The 16,643-nt window shown below is 69.0% G+C and carries 15 protein-coding genes; 6 read left to right on the top strand and 9 right to left on the bottom strand.

Features of this window, described 5'->3' with window-relative positions:
• Positions 1 to 36: 36 nt before the first annotated feature.
• The 3 genes from mnmC1 to ACFPO9_RS15395 are packed head-to-tail and all read right to left on the bottom strand — an operon-like array spanning position 37 to position 3,540.
• On the bottom strand, positions 37 to 1,710 hold the full coding sequence (mnmC1, locus tag ACFPO9_RS15405) for an FAD-dependent 5-carboxymethylaminomethyl-2-thiouridine(34) oxidoreductase MnmC1 (protein ID WP_379771996.1): 1,674 nt from the start codon (positions 1,708 to 1,710) through the stop codon (positions 37 to 39).
• Between the two features lie 3 nt (positions 1,711 to 1,713).
• A complete protein-coding gene (locus tag ACFPO9_RS15400; RefSeq protein WP_379771995.1) occupies positions 1,714 to 2,295 on the bottom strand; it encodes a DNA-3-methyladenine glycosylase I in 582 nt (193 codons plus the stop codon).
• A 36-nt stretch (positions 2,296 to 2,331) separates the two neighbouring features.
• On the bottom strand, positions 2,332 to 3,540 hold the full coding sequence (locus tag ACFPO9_RS15395) for an RNA-guided endonuclease InsQ/TnpB family protein (RefSeq protein WP_379771994.1): 1,209 nt from the start codon (positions 3,538 to 3,540) through the stop codon (positions 2,332 to 2,334).
• A gap of 407 nt (positions 3,541 to 3,947) precedes the next feature.
• Between ACFPO9_RS15395 and ACFPO9_RS15390 the strand changes: the two genes are divergently transcribed.
• Positions 3,948 to 5,216, top strand: a complete 1,269-nt coding sequence (locus ACFPO9_RS15390) for a hypothetical protein (protein WP_379771993.1) — start codon at positions 3,948 to 3,950, stop codon at positions 5,214 to 5,216.
• A 24-nt stretch (positions 5,217 to 5,240) separates the two neighbouring features.
• Here the strand turns inward: ACFPO9_RS15390 and ACFPO9_RS15385 are convergent, their stop codons facing one another.
• The 4 genes from ACFPO9_RS15385 to ACFPO9_RS15370 are packed head-to-tail and all read right to left on the bottom strand — an operon-like array spanning position 5,241 to position 9,329.
• Complete coding sequence (locus ACFPO9_RS15385) at positions 5,241 to 5,582, bottom strand: hypothetical protein (protein WP_379771992.1); 342 nt, start codon at positions 5,580 to 5,582, stop codon at positions 5,241 to 5,243.
• A 2-nt stretch (positions 5,583 to 5,584) separates the two neighbouring features.
• Positions 5,585 to 8,062, bottom strand: coding sequence for a cytochrome c oxidase subunit I (gene ctaD / locus ACFPO9_RS15380; protein WP_379771991.1), 2,478 nt, complete (start codon positions 8,060 to 8,062; stop codon positions 5,585 to 5,587).
• A complete protein-coding gene (locus ACFPO9_RS15375; RefSeq protein WP_379771990.1) occupies positions 8,059 to 8,988 on the bottom strand; it encodes a cytochrome c oxidase subunit II in 930 nt (309 codons plus the stop codon). The genes ctaD and ACFPO9_RS15375 overlap by 4 nt, the downstream gene beginning before the upstream one ends.
• Positions 8,985 to 9,329 carry a c-type cytochrome gene (locus tag ACFPO9_RS15370; protein ID WP_379771989.1) on the bottom strand — a complete coding sequence of 115 codons (345 nt, stop codon included), beginning with the start codon at positions 9,327 to 9,329 and terminating at the stop codon, positions 8,985 to 8,987. The genes ACFPO9_RS15375 and ACFPO9_RS15370 overlap by 4 nt, the downstream gene beginning before the upstream one ends.
• A 173-nt stretch (positions 9,330 to 9,502) precedes the next feature.
• Here ACFPO9_RS15370 and ACFPO9_RS15365 point away from each other — a divergent pair, with 173 nt between their 5' ends.
• Complete coding sequence (locus ACFPO9_RS15365; protein ID WP_379771988.1) at positions 9,503 to 10,339, top strand: c-type cytochrome; 837 nt, start codon at positions 9,503 to 9,505, stop codon at positions 10,337 to 10,339.
• Between the two features lie 4 nt (positions 10,340 to 10,343).
• On the opposite strand, the gene pdxR is transcribed toward ACFPO9_RS15365, so the two are convergent.
• Complete coding sequence (pdxR, locus tag ACFPO9_RS15360) at positions 10,344 to 11,828, bottom strand: MocR-like pyridoxine biosynthesis transcription factor PdxR (protein ID WP_379771987.1); 1,485 nt, start codon at positions 11,826 to 11,828, stop codon at positions 10,344 to 10,346.
• A gap of 83 nt (positions 11,829 to 11,911) precedes the next feature.
• On the opposite strand from pdxR, the gene ACFPO9_RS15355 reads away from it, so the two are divergent.
• The 4 genes from ACFPO9_RS15355 to ACFPO9_RS15340 all read left to right on the top strand — a co-directional run bounded on the left by ACFPO9_RS15355 (position 11,912) and on the right by ACFPO9_RS15340 (position 15,468).
• On the top strand, positions 11,912 to 12,373 hold the full coding sequence (locus ACFPO9_RS15355) for an OsmC family protein (RefSeq protein ID WP_379771986.1): 462 nt from the start codon (positions 11,912 to 11,914) through the stop codon (positions 12,371 to 12,373).
• A complete protein-coding gene (locus ACFPO9_RS15350; protein ID WP_379771985.1) occupies positions 12,373 to 12,981 on the top strand; it encodes an FMN-binding negative transcriptional regulator in 609 nt (202 codons plus the stop codon). Before ACFPO9_RS15355 ends, ACFPO9_RS15350 begins: the two co-directional genes overlap by 1 nt.
• 73 nt (positions 12,982 to 13,054) lie before the next feature.
• Complete coding sequence (locus ACFPO9_RS15345; protein WP_379771984.1) at positions 13,055 to 13,861, top strand: alpha/beta fold hydrolase; 807 nt, start codon at positions 13,055 to 13,057, stop codon at positions 13,859 to 13,861.
• 5 nt (positions 13,862 to 13,866) lie between these two features.
• The gene (locus ACFPO9_RS15340; RefSeq protein WP_379771983.1) at positions 13,867 to 15,468 is read left to right on the top strand and encodes a hybrid sensor histidine kinase/response regulator; all 1,602 of its coding nucleotides are present in this window, start codon (positions 13,867 to 13,869) and stop codon (positions 15,466 to 15,468) included.
• A 201-nt stretch (positions 15,469 to 15,669) separates the two neighbouring features.
• Here the strand turns inward: ACFPO9_RS15340 and ACFPO9_RS15335 are convergent, their stop codons facing one another.
• Complete coding sequence (locus ACFPO9_RS15335; protein ID WP_379771982.1) at positions 15,670 to 16,533, bottom strand: DUF4142 domain-containing protein; 864 nt, start codon at positions 16,531 to 16,533, stop codon at positions 15,670 to 15,672.
• Between the last annotated feature and the right edge of the window lie 110 nt (positions 16,534 to 16,643).

Genomic DNA, 16,643 nt, shown 5'->3' with positions numbered 1-16,643 from the left:
AATTGTACCTTTTTCGATCGAATTGCTTAAAAGAAATTAAATATCGGTGGCTTGCGGCCCCCGTGACGTGCGGCGTGCACGCAACACGAAGCGGGCCGGGTCGAGGGCGTCGACCAGCGCCGATTCCAGCGGCAGCGGTTCGCCCTCGAGCTGGGCGGCGAGCAGCTCGGCGGCCCAGCCGGCCCAGATCAGTCCGCGCGAGGCATAGCCCAGCAGCGCGTACAGGCCGGGATGGCGCGGCACGTCGCGCAGGCGCTCGGTCGTGCCAAGCGCGCCGAAGTCCGGCAGGCGGCCGACCAGCGGCAGGCGGTCCGGGGCGATGCAGCGGAAACCCACGCGGCCCTGCAGCGGCGCGCCTTGCGCCGCCTGCGGATCGGACAGCAGGCCGCGCAGGCGCTGCAGGTTTTCCTCGTGGCTGGCCGGCGAAAGTTCGGGATCGCCGTCGACGTCGTAGGTGGCGCCGGCGCTGGCCACGCCGTGCGCGGGCGGCGTGAGGTAGGCTTCGCGGCACAGCACCACCGGCAGCGCCGGCACCATCCCGGCCGGCACATGGCTGACCTGGCCGCGCATCGCCGTCAGCGGCAGCGGCGCCGCGTGCGGCACCTGCATGGCGCCGGCGCCGTTGGCCAGGATCAGGGTCGGCGCGCGCGCGACGATGACGCCATGCTGGTCGCTGACTTCCCAATGCCGTTCCACATAAGCGATGGCGACGTTGCCGACGCCGAAGCGCTGCTGCAGGCGCCCGCCGCAAGCCGCCAGCATGGCTTCGCAGACGCTGCCGGGCCGCGCCCAGCCGCCCTGGCGGAACAGCCAGCCGCCATCCGGCGCCGGCAGCCCGAGCAGGCTTTCCGCCTGCGGCTGTTCGAGCCACTCGGCAAACTCGGCGGGCAGCGCGCCGCTGGCGGCGATCGCGCGCTGCACCTCGGCGTGGCCGGGGTCGCGCGCCAGCTGCAGCACGCCGCAGGCCTGGCCTTCGATGGCGCCGCCGATGCCGCCCAGGCGCTCCCAGTGGCGCAGTGCGTACAGGTAGGCGGCGCGGGTCAGGCGGGTCGGGATATTGTCGTCCCTGGAGACCAGGGGCATGAAGATGCCGGCGCGGTTGCCCGAGGCTTCCATGGCCGGGCGCGGATGGCGCTCGACCAGGGTGACGTCCCAGCCGCGCGCGCACAGGCGCTCGCAGGCGGCGGAACCGGCAATGCCGGCGCCCAGCACGATCGCGCGCCGCTCGGGCAGCGGCGGCAGCGGCGGGCGCGGCTTGCGGCTGGCGAAATGGGCCTTCTGTTTATCCGGCTCGGCGCAGGCCTCGAACACGAAGCCCTGCGCTTGCAGCGCCGCCACCTGCGCCGGCGTCAAACCCTGCCCCAGCAGGCGCGCCTGCGGTGCGGCCACCCGCGCCAGCGCGCGCGCGAAGCCGGCGCCGGCCTGCTCCAGGCCATGCAGGCGGAACAGGTCGACGCGCGCGCTCAGCTGGCTCAAGGCGTCGTCGATGGTGGCGCTGAGCAGATCCAGCGTCAGCCCAGGCTCGGCTTGCGGGATGCGGTGGAAGCCCGGAAGCAGCAGGCTGCTCAAGGCGATCACGTGCAGGTGCGGCGAGCGGTGCGGGTCGGTGCGCCAGACATCGGCCAGCACCCTGAAGCCGGCGCCGTCGCCATAGGCGGCGTCGAAGACGGTGCAGCGCGCCTGGCCATGCCATGCGTCCCGGTAGTCCATGATTCAAGCCCTTCGTGCTTCCCGCGGGCGCTGGCGGCAGATGCAGCCGCGGTCGTGGTCGTCCACCATGCCGATCCCCTGCATGTAGGCGTAGATAATGGTCGAGCCGACGAACTTGAAGCCGCGCTTGCCGAGGTCCTTCGAGATGCGGTCCGAGAGTTCGGTGCGCGCCGGCCGGCCGCCGTCCGGCCAGTCGTTGACGATCGGCTGATGATCGACGAAGGACCACAGGTACCGGTCCAGGCTCAGGCCCTCTTCGCGCATGCGTAGATAAGCCCTGGCGTTGTTGATCGCCGCCGCCACCTTCAGGCGGTTGCGCACGATACCGGGGTCGAGCAGCAGCGATGCCACTTTGGCGTCGTCGTAGTTCGCGATCTTTTCCGCATCCCAGCCGTCGAAGGCGACGCGGTAGGTATCGCGCTTGTTCAGGATCGTCTCCCACGACAGCCCGGCCTGCGCGCCTTCGAGATTCAGCATCTCGAACAGCGTCGTCTCGTCATGGCAGGGCACGCCCCACTCATGGTCGTGATAGGCGATGTATTTTGGATTGTCCGTGTTGGCCCAGGTGCAGCGGGTGATATCCATGCCTAAGTATAACCGTCCTTCCAAACTTAAGCATAGCTAGCCATCGTTACTCAAAGCTGCCGTGCTGTTGGATTCCTGCTTCACCGGGGCCGGTTTCGCCTCGCGCTTACGCACCAGGCCAGCGCCCGCCCCTCCACAGGCTGTCGCGGTCGAACTGACCGCCATGTTTTTCAGGTTGACCGCCGCGTTAACGTCGCGGTCGAGGTGTGCGCCGCAGTCCGGGCAGGTCCACCGGCGCTGGTCCAGCGTCAGTGTCTGCAACTGGTGCCCGCAGCAACTGCACGTCTTGCTGCTGGGGTACCAGCGATTTGCCACCACCACTTGGCCGCCGCGCCAGGTCGCCTTGTACGTCAGCTGACGGCGCAGTTCATAAAAACCCATGTCGGCGATCGAACGGGACAGGCGCCGATTGCCCAGCATGCCTTTCACGTTCAGGTCTTCGATGCCAATCGTGTGGAAGCGCCGCGTGATACTGGTAGTAAGCTGGTGCAGGCCTTCGCGGCGCAAATTGCCAATCCGCGCGTGCAGCTTCGCCAGACGTTCCCTAGCCTTGTTCCGGTTGCGTGAGCCCTTAATCTTGCGCGACACCGCGCGTGACAGACGTCGTAGCTGCACCAGCAAGCCGCGCAGCGCCTTCGCTCCCGTGAATACCTCGCCGTTCGACAGGGTCGCCAACGCCGATACCCCGAGGTCGACCCCAACCGCGCCTTGGTTTTCGGCTGGCGGCAGGGTTACATTTGGTGTGTCGACGGTGATGCTAACGTACCAGCGGCCGGCGTGGCGCGAGACCGTCGCTGAAATGACCCGCCCCGTAAAACGCAGCGCCTCGCGCAGGCGCACCCATCCCAGCTTCGGGATATGGATGCGCTTGCCTTCGACGCGGAACTGATCGTTGGTCAAGCTGAACCGGTCGTGCGCCGCCTTCCGCCGGAACCGCGGGTAGTGCGCCCGGCGCGCAAAGAAATTCTCGAACGCCCGGCCCAGCTGGATGATCGCCATTTGCGGCGCGCACTTCGTCACCTCCAGCATCCAGGGGAATTTTTCACGCTTGATCGCGTTCAGCTGGCGCCCTAACGACAGCCGGGATGGCTGAGGAAGGTCCGGGTCGGCCTGGTGCGCGGCGTACTGGCGCTGCCACTCGGCTAATGCCCAGTTGTAAGCGAAGCGGGCGGTGCCGGCGGCGCGCGCGAAGTACGTGGCTTGCACATTGTTCGGGTCGAGCGCGATCTTGTGGGAGGTTAACATTGGACATCCCTCACGACCTGACGCACGCCGTCGATCAGCTTCTGGTTCTTGCGGCTGCGGTCATCTCGCATAGCTACCCCTGACTGGCGCAGTACAGTTCCAGCACCCGTTGCTGGCGCGAGATCGTCCTTTTGCTCGTGGTTAGACACGCGGGCGCAGAAGATTGTCCGGTGCAGAGCCAAGGCGAAGCGCAGAGCGCAACCGCGGTGGATACCGTTGGGGAAGACATTATTCATACTACGTAGGATCGCGCTGGCCTAGCTGAGTTCCGCGAAAAAATGTTCGAACCGGGCCGCCGTTAGTGTATCTAAATGTCTACATTGCAATAAAAATTTCTTAAAGAAATGTAGATTTACCAAGAGCAAAGAGATAGCCTGTAGGACCTCTCCTACTTTCATATTTTGAACATGGACATCCGCCGCGCCTATATTCGCCGAAGCGTCAAGCAAGCACGCCTGCAGAAGCGCATGGCCGTGGCGGCCATGCTCACCGTGTCCTGCTGCGCCGCCTTCCTGCTGCGCCAGGAACCGCAACAGGCAGTCGGGAACAGCTTCACGGCCGCCGCGCCGGAAGCGCAGCTCCGGCTCTCGCCGGAGATCAAGCGCGTCGCCGATGGGTCCACGCCGGCGGCGCCGCGGCGCGTGTATCCGTTTTCGATCGTGCCGGGCGGCGTGACCAGCCGCGCCGAAATCGCCCATGCGGTCCTTGCCGACAAGACCGTGGCCGCGCATTACGCCGGCTTTGCGGTGGACAAGGCCAGCCTGCAGACCGTGCAGAAGGCGCGCGCCGTCTACGTCTCCTACCGCAAAGGCGACCATGTGTACTGGACTTCGCGCCCGGTGACCCTGGCCGAAGGCGAGTCCATCCTGTCCGACGGCCAGAACGACATCCGCGCGCGTTGCGGCAACCGCATTTCCGATACGCCCCGGTTGCCGGTCGAGGCCAAGGGGCCGGGCGAACAGGAACTCGACACGCCGGCCGTGCAGGCCCAGGATGGCGGCGAAAGCGCGCTGCTGCAGACCGCGGCCGCCCTGGAGAAAGAAGCCGGCGCCGGCCAGCAGTTCATCGCGCAGGCCTACCCGAACGGGGCTGGCCTCCTGCCGCCGCCGCAAACCGCGGCCGGCCTGGCGCAGAGCGGTTTCAGCAACGGCAGCATGGGCCTGGGCCTCCCCGGCTTCCCGGTCATCGGCAGCCACCAGACCCTGCTGGCCGGGGTCTCGAGCCCGGCCTCCGGCACGAGCGCGGGCAGCGCGGCCAGCAACGACTCGACGGCGGCGACCGACGGTTCGCTCAGCTATGGCAGCGACAGCGGCGGCAGCGGCAAGGGCGGCGATCCGGCGCTGAGCGGCGCCCTCAACGCTACCGACGGCGGGACCCCGAGCGGCGGCACCTCGGCTGGCGGCACCTCGGCCGGCGGCACCTCGGCCGGCGGCACCGGCGGCACCGGGGGCACGACCGGCACGACTGGCGGGACCACTGGCGGCACCGCCACCAAGCCCGCCGGCACCGACCCGCTCAAACCGCCGGCGCCCACGCTGCAGACCGATCCGACGACCGGCGGCAAGACCCCGGCGAAACCCCACGAACTGCCGGAGCCGGGCAGCCTGTGGCTGACCGGCGTGGCCGCCATCGCCCTGCTGCTGCACCGCCGCCTGCGTCCGCGCAAGCCGCGCTGAGCCTTCGCTTCACTGCGCGGCGGCTCAGGCGCAGCCGTCCACCAGCAGCAAGGGGATGCCCGCCCAGGCGATCGCAATCGCCGCCAGCAGGGCCAGCAGCGCCCCCGCCCGCCGCGCCAGCCCGGCGTGGCGGTCCAGCAGCGCCGCGCGCCGGCGCCAGGCCATCAAGGCGCAGATCGCGAACGCCGCCACCGTCACCCCACCCAGCAGCAGCCGGTCCGGCCCGCCCGCACGCAGGCCGCGCGGCGAGCACTGCGCCGCCGCCAGTCCGTAGCAGAAGACGAAGTGGCCGATCCAGACCAGCAGCGGCAGCGTCACGCCGAGTGTGCGGCGCCAGAAACCTTCCCTGCGTGCGTAGGCAGCCATGTTTACTCCATCAGCAAGGGCATCAGGCGCACCACCGCCACCGCCGCGATGCCCTGCAGCGTCGTGTAGTGCCAGACCAGCGCGATGTTGTCGAGCGTGGCGCGGCTGCGCGGGCCCAGGTGGCCGCGCCAGGCGCGCAGCGCCAGGTAGGGCGCCAGCACCAGCAGCAGGACGATGTGCAGGCCCTGGTAGCTGGCCAGCGCCGCGATCGCCGCGGCCCAGGCGCTGAGGGAGGGATCGAGGCCGCCGCGCCAGCCCTGCAGGTCGAGCACGAAGGCGCCCAGCGCGCAGGCCAGCGCCAGCAGCACCAGCCAGGGCAGGCGCCGCTTGCCGAGACTGCGCCGCGCCAGCCACACCAGCAGGGAGCCCAGCGCCAGCAGGCCGCAGGACCACAGCGCCTGCGCCAGCGGCGGCAGCGCCGCGCCCGGCGGCGGGCACACCTGCAGCCGCATCGACACGTGCACATAGGCGAAGGCGAAGGAAGCGAAGATGCTGGCGTCGACCACCAGCATGATGACGGTGGCCCACCAGGAATGCGATGCCTTGCCGACGGCGCCGACCGGCAGCGGCTCGCCTTCAAGCGCTTCCACCTGCTCGATCGCCGGCGGCGCGCGGTCCGACTCCCACATCCAGCCCAGCACCGAGCCCACCGCCAGCGCGCCGGCAGTCCAGGCCAGGAAGTAGAGCTTCACGGTCAGCAGCAGGAAGAAGGCCGAGGTGCCGAAGGCGCCCAGCAGCGGCAGCCAGCTGTCGCCGGGCAGCACCAGCAGGTAGCGCGGTTCGGCCGCGACCGCGCTGGTGGCGATGGTCTCGCGCAAGCCGGTGGCGGTATGCGGCAGGTAGTGCCCGCCCTCCTCCACTTCGCGCGCCAGTTCCGGTTCGTCCCACAGCGGATCGCTCGAGGTGACGCGCGGGATGCTGCGGTTGCCGTAATCCTCGGAGGGCAGCCACTCCAGCGTCGACGCATTCCACGGGTTGCCGACCTCGCGTTCGGGCCGGCGCAGCGTGCGGAAGGCGTCGGCGGCGAACAGCGCCACGCCAGCCGCGAACAGGAAGGCGCCCGCCGTCGACAGCAGGTTCAGGCCGGTCCAGCCCATCTCCGGCGCATAGGTGTAGACGCGGCGCGGCATGCCCAGCAGGCCGGTGATGTGCATGGGGAAGAAGGCGACGTTGAAGCCGATGAACATCAGCCCGAACACCCAGCGCGCCAGGCGCTCCGACAGGCGGTTGCCGTTCACCAGCGGCAGCCAGTAATACATGGCGGCAAACACCGGGAACACCATCCCGCCGATCAGGACGTAGTGGAAGTGGGCGACGATGAAATAGGTGTCGTGCACCTGCCAGTCGAAGGGGATCACCGCGACCATCACCCCGGTCAGCCCGCCCAGCACGAAGATGAACATGAAGCCGAGCAGGAACAGGGTCGGCGCGTTCCAGGTCACCTTCCCTTTCCACAGCGTGGCGATCCAGGCGAACACCTGGATGGCGGTGGGCACGGCCACCGCCATGCTGGCCGCCGACACGAAGCTCATTTCCAGCACGCCCAGGCCGGCGGTGAACATGTGGTGGGCCCACAGGCCGAAGCTGAACACGCCCACGCCCAGCAGGGCCGCGACGATGGCGTGCCGCGCGACCAGCCTGGCGCCGGCGATGGTCGGGATCATGGTCGAGACCATGCCGGCGGCGGGCAGGAAGATGATGTAGACCTCGGGGTGGCCGAAGAACCAGAACAGGTGCTGCCACAGCAGCGGGTCGCCGCCGCGCTCGGCGATGAAGAAGGGCCAGTCGAAGGCGCGCTCGAGCTCCAGCAAGGCGGTGCCGGCGATCACGGCCGGGAAGGCGAACACGATCATCAGGCCCACCACCAGCATCGCCCAGGCGTAGACCGGCATGCGGCCGAGCGTCATGCCGGGCGCCCGCGTAAACAGGATGCCGACGATCAGTTCGATGGCGCCGGCGATCGCCGAGATCTCGATGAAGCCGATCCCCAGCAGCCAGAAATCGGCGTTCAGCCCGGGCGAGTACTTGGTGCCGGTGAGCGGCGGGTACATGAACCAGCCGCCATCCGGCGCCAGGCCCACGAACAGGGTGCAGAAGAAGGCCAGGCCGCCGAAGGCATAGGCCCAGTAGGCGTAAGCGGACAGGCGCGGGAAGGGCAAGTCGCGCGCGCCCAGCATGTTGGGCAGCAGGTAGACGGCGATCGCCTCGACCACCGGAATCGCGAACAGGAACATCATCACCGTGCCGTGCATGGTGAACACCTGGTTGTAGGCTTCCGCGCCCAGCAGCTTGTTGTCGGGCAGCGCCAGCTGGGTGCGGATCAGCAGCCCGAGCACCCCGGCCAGCACGAAGAACAGCAAGGCGGTGGCTATGTACAGCAGGCCGATGTTCGTGTTGTTCACCGAGGAGAAGAAACGCCAGCCGCTGCGGGTGCGCCAGACTTCCTCGAGCTTTTCCAGTTCGCCGTCCGGACGCGTCATTCCAGCCCCTCGAGATAGGCCGCCAGCGCGCGCAGCGATTCGCCGTCGATGCCGGAGGCGGCCGGCATGAACACGCCGGGTTTCAGGGCTTGCGGGTCGGCGATCCAGCTGGCCAGCGCGCCCCCGTGGTTGCGCAGCAGGCCGGCGCCGATCTGCATGCGGCTGCCGACGTGGGTCAGGTCCGGGCCCAGGTGCGCGCTCTCGGCCACGCCGCGGATCGTGTGGCAGTTCTGGCAGCGCTGTTCGAAGAAGACCGCGCGCCCGCGCAGCGGCAGCCCGGCTTCGGGCGCGCGCGCGGGCCTGGCCTGGTTCGCCAGCCAGCTTTCGTACTCGGCGGGCGCCAGCGCCACCACGTGCAGCGCCATGTGCGCATGCTGGGTGCCGCAGTATTCGGCGCACTGGCCGCGGTAGACGCCCGGCTTGTCGGCGCGCAGGGTCAGGCCGGTCACGCGGCCCGGGATCATGTCGCGCTTGCCCGCCAGCGCCGGCACCCACAGGCTGTGGATCACGTCGGCCGCGTTCAGGCCCAGGTAGACCGTGCGCCCGACCGGGATGCGGATCTCGTTGGCGGTGGCGATCTCGCGCCCCGAGACCGGGTCGCGGTAATGGACGTCCCACCACCACATCTTCGCGGTCACGGAAATCGCCAGCGCCTTGTCGGAGCTTTGCGGCACCAGCCCGGCGCTGCGCCAGGTGCTCCAGCCGAGCAGGATGGTGAGCAGGACCACCGGCAGGACGATGCCGCCGCCGGCGATCCACAGCCCGGAACGCAGGGGCGCCTCATGGCGGCGCAGGCTGAGGCCCAGCAGCGCCAGCACGGCCAGGAAGATGAGCAGGCCGGCGCCGAACAGCACCCAGGCGAATTGCCCGATCAGGTCGGCGTCGGCGCCGGCCGGATGCAGCACCGATTGCAGCGGTTCGCTCATTTGGGCCTGGACCTGAGCGTGTACAGGTAGGCCGCCATGTGGCGCGCCTCCTGTTCGGTCAGGCTCATGGCCGGCATCGCGGTGCCGGGCTTCATGGCCGGCGGGTCGAGCAGCCAGGCCACCAGCCGGTCCGGCTGGTTGGGGATGCCGTTGGCGATATAGCTCAGCTTTCCGAAGCCGTCCAGCTGCGGCCCGGACTTGCCGTCGGCGCCACGCACGTCCGGGATCTTGTGGCAGGCGCCGCACTGGTATTGGGTCACCAGCGCCTTGCCGACCTTGGCGTCGCCGCCGCGCACCTGCTTTTCCCTGGTCTCGCCGCTGCAGGCGGCCAGAGGAAGCACGCACAGGGCAAGGCAGGCAGTTCGGCGGAGATGATGGGACGGCATCGTCATCACTGGTTCGAAGTCACGGTAGGGCCACACGGTTGGATTCGCGGATCGGGCCGCCAAAGCGGATGACTTTTATAATAACGGAAACGATGTATTTTATTTAACACGTTACGCCTAGCGAATCCATGGCCGCCTCCCGCACCCGCCTGATCGTCAAGACCGCTGTAATGACACTGCTCGCCGCGGGAGGCATTGCGGCGGCCGGCGGCTACACGGTCTACCAGGCCGGCTGGTACGACATCGGCGCCTCCACCCAGCACCTGCAGCCCGTGTACAGCCTGCTGGAACAGGCGATGCACAATTCGGTGCGCCACCACGCGAAGAGCATCGTCACGCCCAGCCTGGGCGACCCCGCCCAGCTGCGGCGCGGCGCGGGCCTGTACCGCGAGCACTGCGCGCAATGCCACGGCGGCCCGGCCACGCCGCCGTCGGCGCATGGCCAGAGCATGCAGCCGGTGCCGGGGCCGCTGGTCGACGCCGCCGCGCGCTGGAAGCCGCGCGAGCTGTACTGGATCACCCGCCACGGCATCAAGATGAGCGGCATGCCGGCCTGGGAACTGCGCCTGGGCGAGGCCGACACCTGGGCGCTGGTGGCCTTCCTGAACCGGCTGCCGGACCTCGATGCGGCAGCCTACCGTGCACTGGCGGCAAACGAAGCGACGCCGGCGCCCGACGGTTCGCAGGGCGGCGATCCGCGCCGCGGCAAGAAGATCATCGCCCAGTACGCCTGCCAATCCTGCCACACGATCCCCGGCGTCACCGGCTCCGAGGTCGACGTCGGCCGCCCGCTGGACGGGCTGGCGCGGCGCCCCGTCATCGCCGGCAGGCTGGCGCCCACCCAGGACAACCTGATCGCCTGGATCCGCAACCCGCAAGCCATCGACCCGGGCGCGGCGATGCCGGCCATGGGCGTGACGGAAAGCGATGCGCGCGACATCAGCGCCTATTTGCTCAGTAAATGAGTGCTCAGCAAATAGCCTTTTCCAGCTGCTGGATGCCGGCGCGGATCTGCGCCGGCGTGAACGCCGAAAAACCCAGCAGCAGGCCGGGCGGCACGGCGCAATCGGGGCCGGCCGACGGGTTCGTGTAATAGGACAGCGGCCGCACGTCGACGCCCTCCTCCTCCGCGCGCGCCGCCGCTTCGGCCTCGCGCAAGCCATTTGTGACGCCCACGCACAAATCCAGGCCGGCATCTGAGGGGCCGCAGGCCAGCGCGCCCTGCATCCGCGCCTGGATCGCCTCCAGCATGGCGATCCGCCGTTCGCCATAGGCGTCGCGGGTGCGACGGATATGGCGCGCGAAGTGGCCTTCCTGGATGAAGTCCGCCAGCACCGCCTGCGGCACGATGGGGCTGTGGCGGTCGACCACGGCCTTGGCGCGCGCCAGCGGTTCGGCCAGCGCGGGCGGCGCCACGATGTAGCCCAGGCGCAGTCCCGGAAACAGCACCTTCGACAGGGTGCCGACGTAGATCACGCAGCCGCTGCGGTCCAGGCTTTGCAGCGAGGCCAGCGGCGGGCCGGTGTAGCGGTACTCGCTGTCGTAGTCGTCCTCGACGATCCAGGCGCGTCTGGCCTGGGCCCAGCGCAGCAGCTCCAGGCGCCGTGCGAGGCTCATGGTCACGCCCAGCGGCAGCTGGTGGGAGGGCGTGGCGAAGGCCAGGCGCGCATCCGGATAGTGTTTGGCCGCATAGGCCACGTTCATGCCCTCGGCGTCGACCGGCACCGGGCAGATGCGCGCGCCGGCCACCGCGAACGGCGCCAGCGCGCCCTGGTAGCCGGGCGACTCCAGCCACACGCCCTCGCCTGGCGCCAGCAGCAGCTGGGCCAGCAGGTATAAAGCCTGCTGCGAACCGGTGGTGATGACGATCTGCCCGGGCACGCAATGCACCCCGCGCGACGCCTTCAGGTAGGCGCACAGCAGTTCGCGCAGCGGCGCATGGCCGGCCGGGCCGCCATAGCCCAGCGGGACCTGGCGGCGGCGCCAGTGGCGCGCCTCGAGCTTGCGCCAGACCTCGAAGGGAAACAGGTCCAGGCCCGGCATACTGATGCGGAAGGTCCGCAGCGGACCGTCGTGGTGGCGCACGCGCGCCATCGCCGCCGCCATCGCTTCGCCGCGCGTGGACAGCGGACGCACCAGCGGCGGCGCGGTTTCATCCGTGGACGCCTTGCCCCTGGCCGCGGCCGCGGCTGGCAATGAGGCGCTGACGAAGGTCCCCTTCCCGACCGCGCCTTCCAGGTAGCCCTCGGCCATCAGCTGCTCGTAGGCGGCCAGCACGGTCTGGCGCGAGACGCCGAGCAGGCGGCCCAGCTCGCGCGTGGCCGGCAGGCGCGCCGAGGGCGCGATGCCGCCGGCCAGGATCGCTTCCTTCAGCTGCAGGTAGAGCTGGCGGAACAGCGGCGTGGCGGAGGCGCGCGCTAGCGGGATGGCGGCGAGGATGTCGTGGACGTGCATGAAGGCAGGGCGCAAATTGGTATGCCCATCTTCGCCCTTATTGGCTATTCCGGCAAGCCACTGCCCGGCCTATGATGGATCCCATGAAAACATTCGACGCCAGCCTTGCCTGGGAACGCGGCGCCCAGGCCTTTACCGATCAGCGCTACAGCCGCGCGCACAGCTGGCAGTTCGATGGCGGCCTGTCGGTGCCGGCGTCGTCCTCGCCCCTGTCTGTACCGCTGCCGATGTCCGACCCGGCCGCCGTCGACCCGGAAGAGGCGCTGGTAGCAAGCGCCAGCAGCTGCCACATGCTGTTCTTCCTGTCGCTGGCGGCGGCGCGCGGCCTGGTGGTCGACCGCTACCGCGACAGCGCCACCGGCTACCTCGACGCCGACGAACAAGGCCGGCAGGCGATCGTGCGCATCGTGCTGCGGCCGCGGATCGATTTTGCTGGGCAGCAGCCGGCCCCGGGGGTGCTGGCGCAGCTGCACCAGGAAGCCCATGCGCGCTGCTACATCGCCAGCTCGCTGCGCGGCGACGTCGTGGTCGAAGGCGCCGGCTGATGTACCTGCCCGCCCACTTTTCGGAAGAACGCATCGACGTGATGCACGGCCTGATCGAGCGCCATCCGCTCGGCGCCCTGGTGCGCGTGGATGGCGACGGCCTGGCCGCCGACCACCTCCCCTTCGAACTGGCGCCGGCTTCAAGCGAGGCGCCGCAAGGCCTGCTGCGCGCCCACGTGGCGCGCGCCAATCCCCTGTGGCGCCAGGACGGCGCGGCGGTGCTGGCGATCTTCCAGGGCCCCTCCGGCTATGTCTCGCCCGAGCTCTACGACCTGCAGGCGGTGGAAGGCCGCGCGGTGCCGACCTGGAACTACGCCGTCGTGCATGCGCACGGGCGCCTGCGCGTGGTCGACGATACGGAATGGCTGCTGGCCCACATGCGCCGCGCGACGCGCCGCCAGGAGGCAGCGCACGGCCGCGGCTGGTCGGTGGACGATGCGCCGCCCGACTACATCGCCAAACTGGTGCGGGCGACGGTGGGCATCGAGATCGCCATCGGGCGCCTGCAAGGGAAGTGGAAAACCAGCCAGAACCGGGGCGAGGAAGAACGTGCGCGCATCGCTCATGCAACCGGCATGACCTCACTTGGCTCCAGCATTTTGTACTAGACATCGCGCCCCATCGCAGCGCACAATGGGCTCGCTTTTTTTCCTTTCGGCCAGCTGGGCACATGGAGGGAACATGTCCGTACAAATGCGCCATCACGTCCACACCGCCGGCGAAGGTGCGGCCACCATGGTCTTCATCCATGGCTTTGGCTGCGACCAGACCATGTGGCGCTTCCTCGCGCCGGCCTATGAAGACCGCTTCCGCGTCCTCACCTACGACCTGGCCGGCTGCGGGCAGTCCGACCTGTCCCGCTACGACCGCACCACCTACGCTACCCTGCACGGCCACGCCGCCGACCTGCTCGAGATCGTCGACGCCGCCGCGGGCGCCGGGCCGGTGGTGCTGGTCGGGCATTCGGTCGGCGCCACCATCGCCATGCTGGCCGCGATCGAGGCGCCGCGACGCTTCGCGGCCCAGGTCATGGTCGGGCCTTCTCCCTGCTTCATCAACGACGGCGACTACGTGGGCGGCTTCAACCGCGAGGACATCGACGGCCTGATCGACACCATGGATGCGAACTACCTCGGCTGGTCGCGCAAGGTGGCGCCGATGATCATGGGCGCGCCCAACCAGCCGCTGCTGAGCGAGGAACTGACCGAGCGCTTCTGCCGCAACGATCCCGAGATCGCGCGTCACTTCGCGCGCGTGACCTTCTATTCCGACCACCGCGCCGACGTCCCGCGCTCGCAGGTGCCGGCCCTGATCCTGCAGTGCAGCGACGACCTGATCGCGCCGCGCCAGGTCGGCGACTGGCTGCAGCGCCACCTGCCGGACAGCACCCTGCGCACGATCCGCAACGTCGGCCATTGCCCGCACATGAGCGCGCCCACCGAGAGCTCGCGCGCGATCGACGGCTTTCTCGCGCAGGTCCTGCGCTGAGCGGCGTGGACACCCTGCTGCCCGGCGCCGACGCGCTGTTCGAACAGGCCGCCTGCGGCCTGCTGCTGACCGATGCCGACGGCCTGATCCTGCGCGCCAACGCCACGCTGCGCGGCTGGCTCGGCTACGAGGAAGACGAACTGGCCGGCAAGCTGCGCATGGCCGAGCTGCTGACCATGGGCGCGCGCCTGTTCCATCACACCCACTGCCTGCCGATGCTGCAGGACCGGGGCGCGGTGGCCGAGATCCAGATCGCGCTGTGCCACCGCGACGGCCGGCGCCTGCCGGTGCTGGTCAATATCGTGCGCTGCCTGCAGGCCGGCCGGGTGGTCGACCAGTGGGCGGTGTTCCAGTCGGCCGACCGCCACGCCTACGAACGCGAGCTGCTGGCGGCGCGCCGGGCCGCCGAGGCGGCGTCGAGCGCGCACGAACGCGCGGAGGTGCAGCTGCGCTTACTGAATACCCAGCTGTCGGCGGCCGACCGCCGCAAGGACGAGTTCCTGGCGACGCTTTCGCACGAGCTGCGCAACCCGCTGGCGCCGATGCGCAATGCGCTCGACGTCATGAAGCTCAAGGAAGACCGGGGCAACGCGCCGGCCCTGGACGGCCGCCTGCTGCAGGCCTTCGACCGCCAGCTGCGCCACCTGACCCACCTGGTCGACGACCTGATGGAAGTCTCGCGCATCACCCAGGGGCGCATGCAGCTGCGCCGCGCGCCGGTCGAGCTGGGTGCGCTGGTCCAGGGCGCACTGCAGGACCTGGCCGGCGCCCTGCGCAATGCGCGCCACACCTTGCGCCTGGACCTCGCCGGACCGCCGCTGCTGGTCGACGGCGACGCCACGCGGCTGTCGCAGGTGATCGTCAACCTGCTGAACAACGCCATCAAGTACACGCCGGACGGCGGCATCATCGAGCTGCGCCTGCGCAGCCGGGCCGGCATCGCCGAGCTGACGGTGCGCGATTCCGGCATCGGCATTCCGGCCTCGAAGCTGGAAAGCGTATTCGAGATGTTTTCGCAACTGGAACCGGCACTCGACCGTGCCAAGGGCGGCCTGGGGATCGGCCTGGCGCTGGTGCGCGGCATCGTCGAACTGCATGGCGGCGGCATCCAGGCCGCCAGCGCCGGTCCAGGCAGGGGCAGCGAATTCACGGTGCGCCTGCCGCTGCTGGAGGCGGCCCCATGCGCGGCGGACGCGCCCGCGGAACAGGACGCGCAGGGCGGCGGCGCAGGAATGCCCGAGGCCATGCGCGTGCTGGTGGTCGACGACAATCTCGATGCCGCCGAGGCGCTGACGATGGCGCTCGGCATGTATGGCTGCGAGACGCGGGTGGCGCACACGGCCCAGTCGGCGCTGGCGCTCGCCCCGAGCTTCGGCCCGGATGCGGTGCTGCTGGATATCGGCCTGCCCGACCTGAACGGCTACGAACTGGCGCGCAGGCTGCGCAAGCTGCCCGGCGGTTCGGCGCTGACGGTGATCGCCACCACGGGCTGGGGCCAGGACAAGGACCGCCAGCGCGCCTTGGAGGCGGGGTGCGATCATCATTTGACCAAGCCGATCGATGTGGAGAGATTAAGGGGCTTGCTGGGGCAGCGAAGCTGCGCTTGAGGGAGTACGAGCGCTAACCGTCGTTCCCGCGCCTTATAGCCGTCGTTCCCGCGCAGGCGGGATAGCGCCACTGGCGCTATCCCCCCAAGTTCTGCGTGCCTCACCGAAACGCATACAAACTTGGATCCCCGCCTTCGCGGGGACGACGTTGGTAAAGCGCGGGGACGACGTCGGTAAAGCGCGGGGACGACCTTGGAAAAGTTACTTGCCGGCCGCAGTACCCGACTTCGCCATCGAAGCCGACTCCGCCGACTTCAAGTGCTGCGCCACCACCGGCTCGGTCTTGTCGACCAGGGCCTTCACGTCCGCATCCTTGGCTTTCTTGGAAGCCGCCATCAGCTTGGCGTGGACGGTCTTGTGGTCCTGCACGCCGGCCTGCTTCATGTAGGCCTTGTCGAAATCGGCGCCGCTCATCTTCTCGAGCTTGGCGGCCATGGCCTTGTGCTTGGCGTCCGGCTCGGTCGGCAGGGTCACGCTGTGCTTCTCGGCCAGGGCCTGGACTTCCTTCAGGTTGGCGCTATGGTCGTCGATCATCTGCTGGCCGAAGGCCTTCACTTCGGCGCTCTGGCCCTTGCTCTGGGCCAGCTTGCCGCCTTCGATCTCGGCCATGTTGGCCATCGCCATGTCCTTCAGGATGCCGGCGTCGCCGCTGCTCAGCTTGGCGCCGGAAGCCGTTGCGCCGGCCGCACCGCTGGCGCCCATCGCGCCGCCGGTACGGTTTTCCATGCCCTGGCTGTTGGTGTTGCCGACCGTGCCGTCATGCATGGTCTTGCCGGTCATTTTGGACGTGCTCGAGCTGGAGGTCGACTGGCCGGCCGAGCTGGCGCCCATGGACTTGTCCATCTTGGTCGGCTGGTTGCTGCGGTTTTCCATGCCCGTGCTGTTGCTGTTGTCCATGGTCCCTTCCTTGGTGGTCTTGCCGGCCTGGTTGGGATTGGTGCTGCTGGTGCCGGTCTGGGACGGGCTCGAGCTGACAGCGGTCTGGGCGTGGACGCCCACAGCGCTGAACATGGCGGCCACGGCCGATACGGCCAGCAGGCCTTTCAAGGTCTTATTCTTCTGCATGTCGTTTCTCCTGATGTCTTATGGTGAAGTTTGGGCCGTGTTCGAATGACAACGGTAGGCAGGCAGTGTATCGCCGTGTTTAGTGGCCAAGCGCGCGTTAGCCGTCTGGA

It is taken from the genome of Massilia aerilata, assembly GCF_042656905.1.
Classification (GTDB): domain Bacteria; phylum Pseudomonadota; class Gammaproteobacteria; order Burkholderiales; family Burkholderiaceae_D; genus Telluria; species Telluria aerilata.
This window is presented reverse-complemented; position numbering and strand designations above follow the sequence as displayed.

Excerpts from the sequence above, each read along its gene's own strand:
- mnmC1 (WP_379771996.1), bottom strand. The coding sequence starts at position 1,710 with ATGGACTACCGGGACGCATGGCATGGCCAGGCGCGCTGCACCGTCTTC.
- ACFPO9_RS15400 (WP_379771995.1), bottom strand. The coding sequence starts at position 2,295 with ATGGATATCACCCGCTGCACCTGGGCCAACACGGACAATCCAAAATAC.
- ACFPO9_RS15395 (WP_379771994.1), bottom strand. The coding sequence starts at position 3,540 with ATGTTAACCTCCCACAAGATCGCGCTCGACCCGAACAATGTGCAAGCC.
- ACFPO9_RS15390 (WP_379771993.1), top strand. The coding sequence starts at position 3,948 with ATGGACATCCGCCGCGCCTATATTCGCCGAAGCGTCAAGCAAGCACGC.
- ACFPO9_RS15385 (WP_379771992.1), bottom strand. The coding sequence starts at position 5,582 with ATGGCTGCCTACGCACGCAGGGAAGGTTTCTGGCGCCGCACACTCGGC.
- ctaD (WP_379771991.1), bottom strand. The coding sequence starts at position 8,062 with ATGACGCGTCCGGACGGCGAACTGGAAAAGCTCGAGGAAGTCTGGCGC.
- ACFPO9_RS15375 (WP_379771990.1), bottom strand. The coding sequence starts at position 8,988 with ATGAGCGAACCGCTGCAATCGGTGCTGCATCCGGCCGGCGCCGACGCC.
- ACFPO9_RS15365 (WP_379771988.1), top strand. The coding sequence starts at position 9,503 with ATGGCCGCCTCCCGCACCCGCCTGATCGTCAAGACCGCTGTAATGACA.
- pdxR (WP_379771987.1), bottom strand. The coding sequence starts at position 11,828 with ATGCACGTCCACGACATCCTCGCCGCCATCCCGCTAGCGCGCGCCTCC.
- ACFPO9_RS15355 (WP_379771986.1), top strand. The coding sequence starts at position 11,912 with ATGAAAACATTCGACGCCAGCCTTGCCTGGGAACGCGGCGCCCAGGCC.
- ACFPO9_RS15350 (WP_379771985.1), top strand. The coding sequence starts at position 12,373 with ATGTACCTGCCCGCCCACTTTTCGGAAGAACGCATCGACGTGATGCAC.
- ACFPO9_RS15345 (WP_379771984.1), top strand. The coding sequence starts at position 13,055 with ATGTCCGTACAAATGCGCCATCACGTCCACACCGCCGGCGAAGGTGCG.
- ACFPO9_RS15335 (WP_379771982.1), bottom strand. The coding sequence starts at position 16,533 with ATGCAGAAGAATAAGACCTTGAAAGGCCTGCTGGCCGTATCGGCCGTG.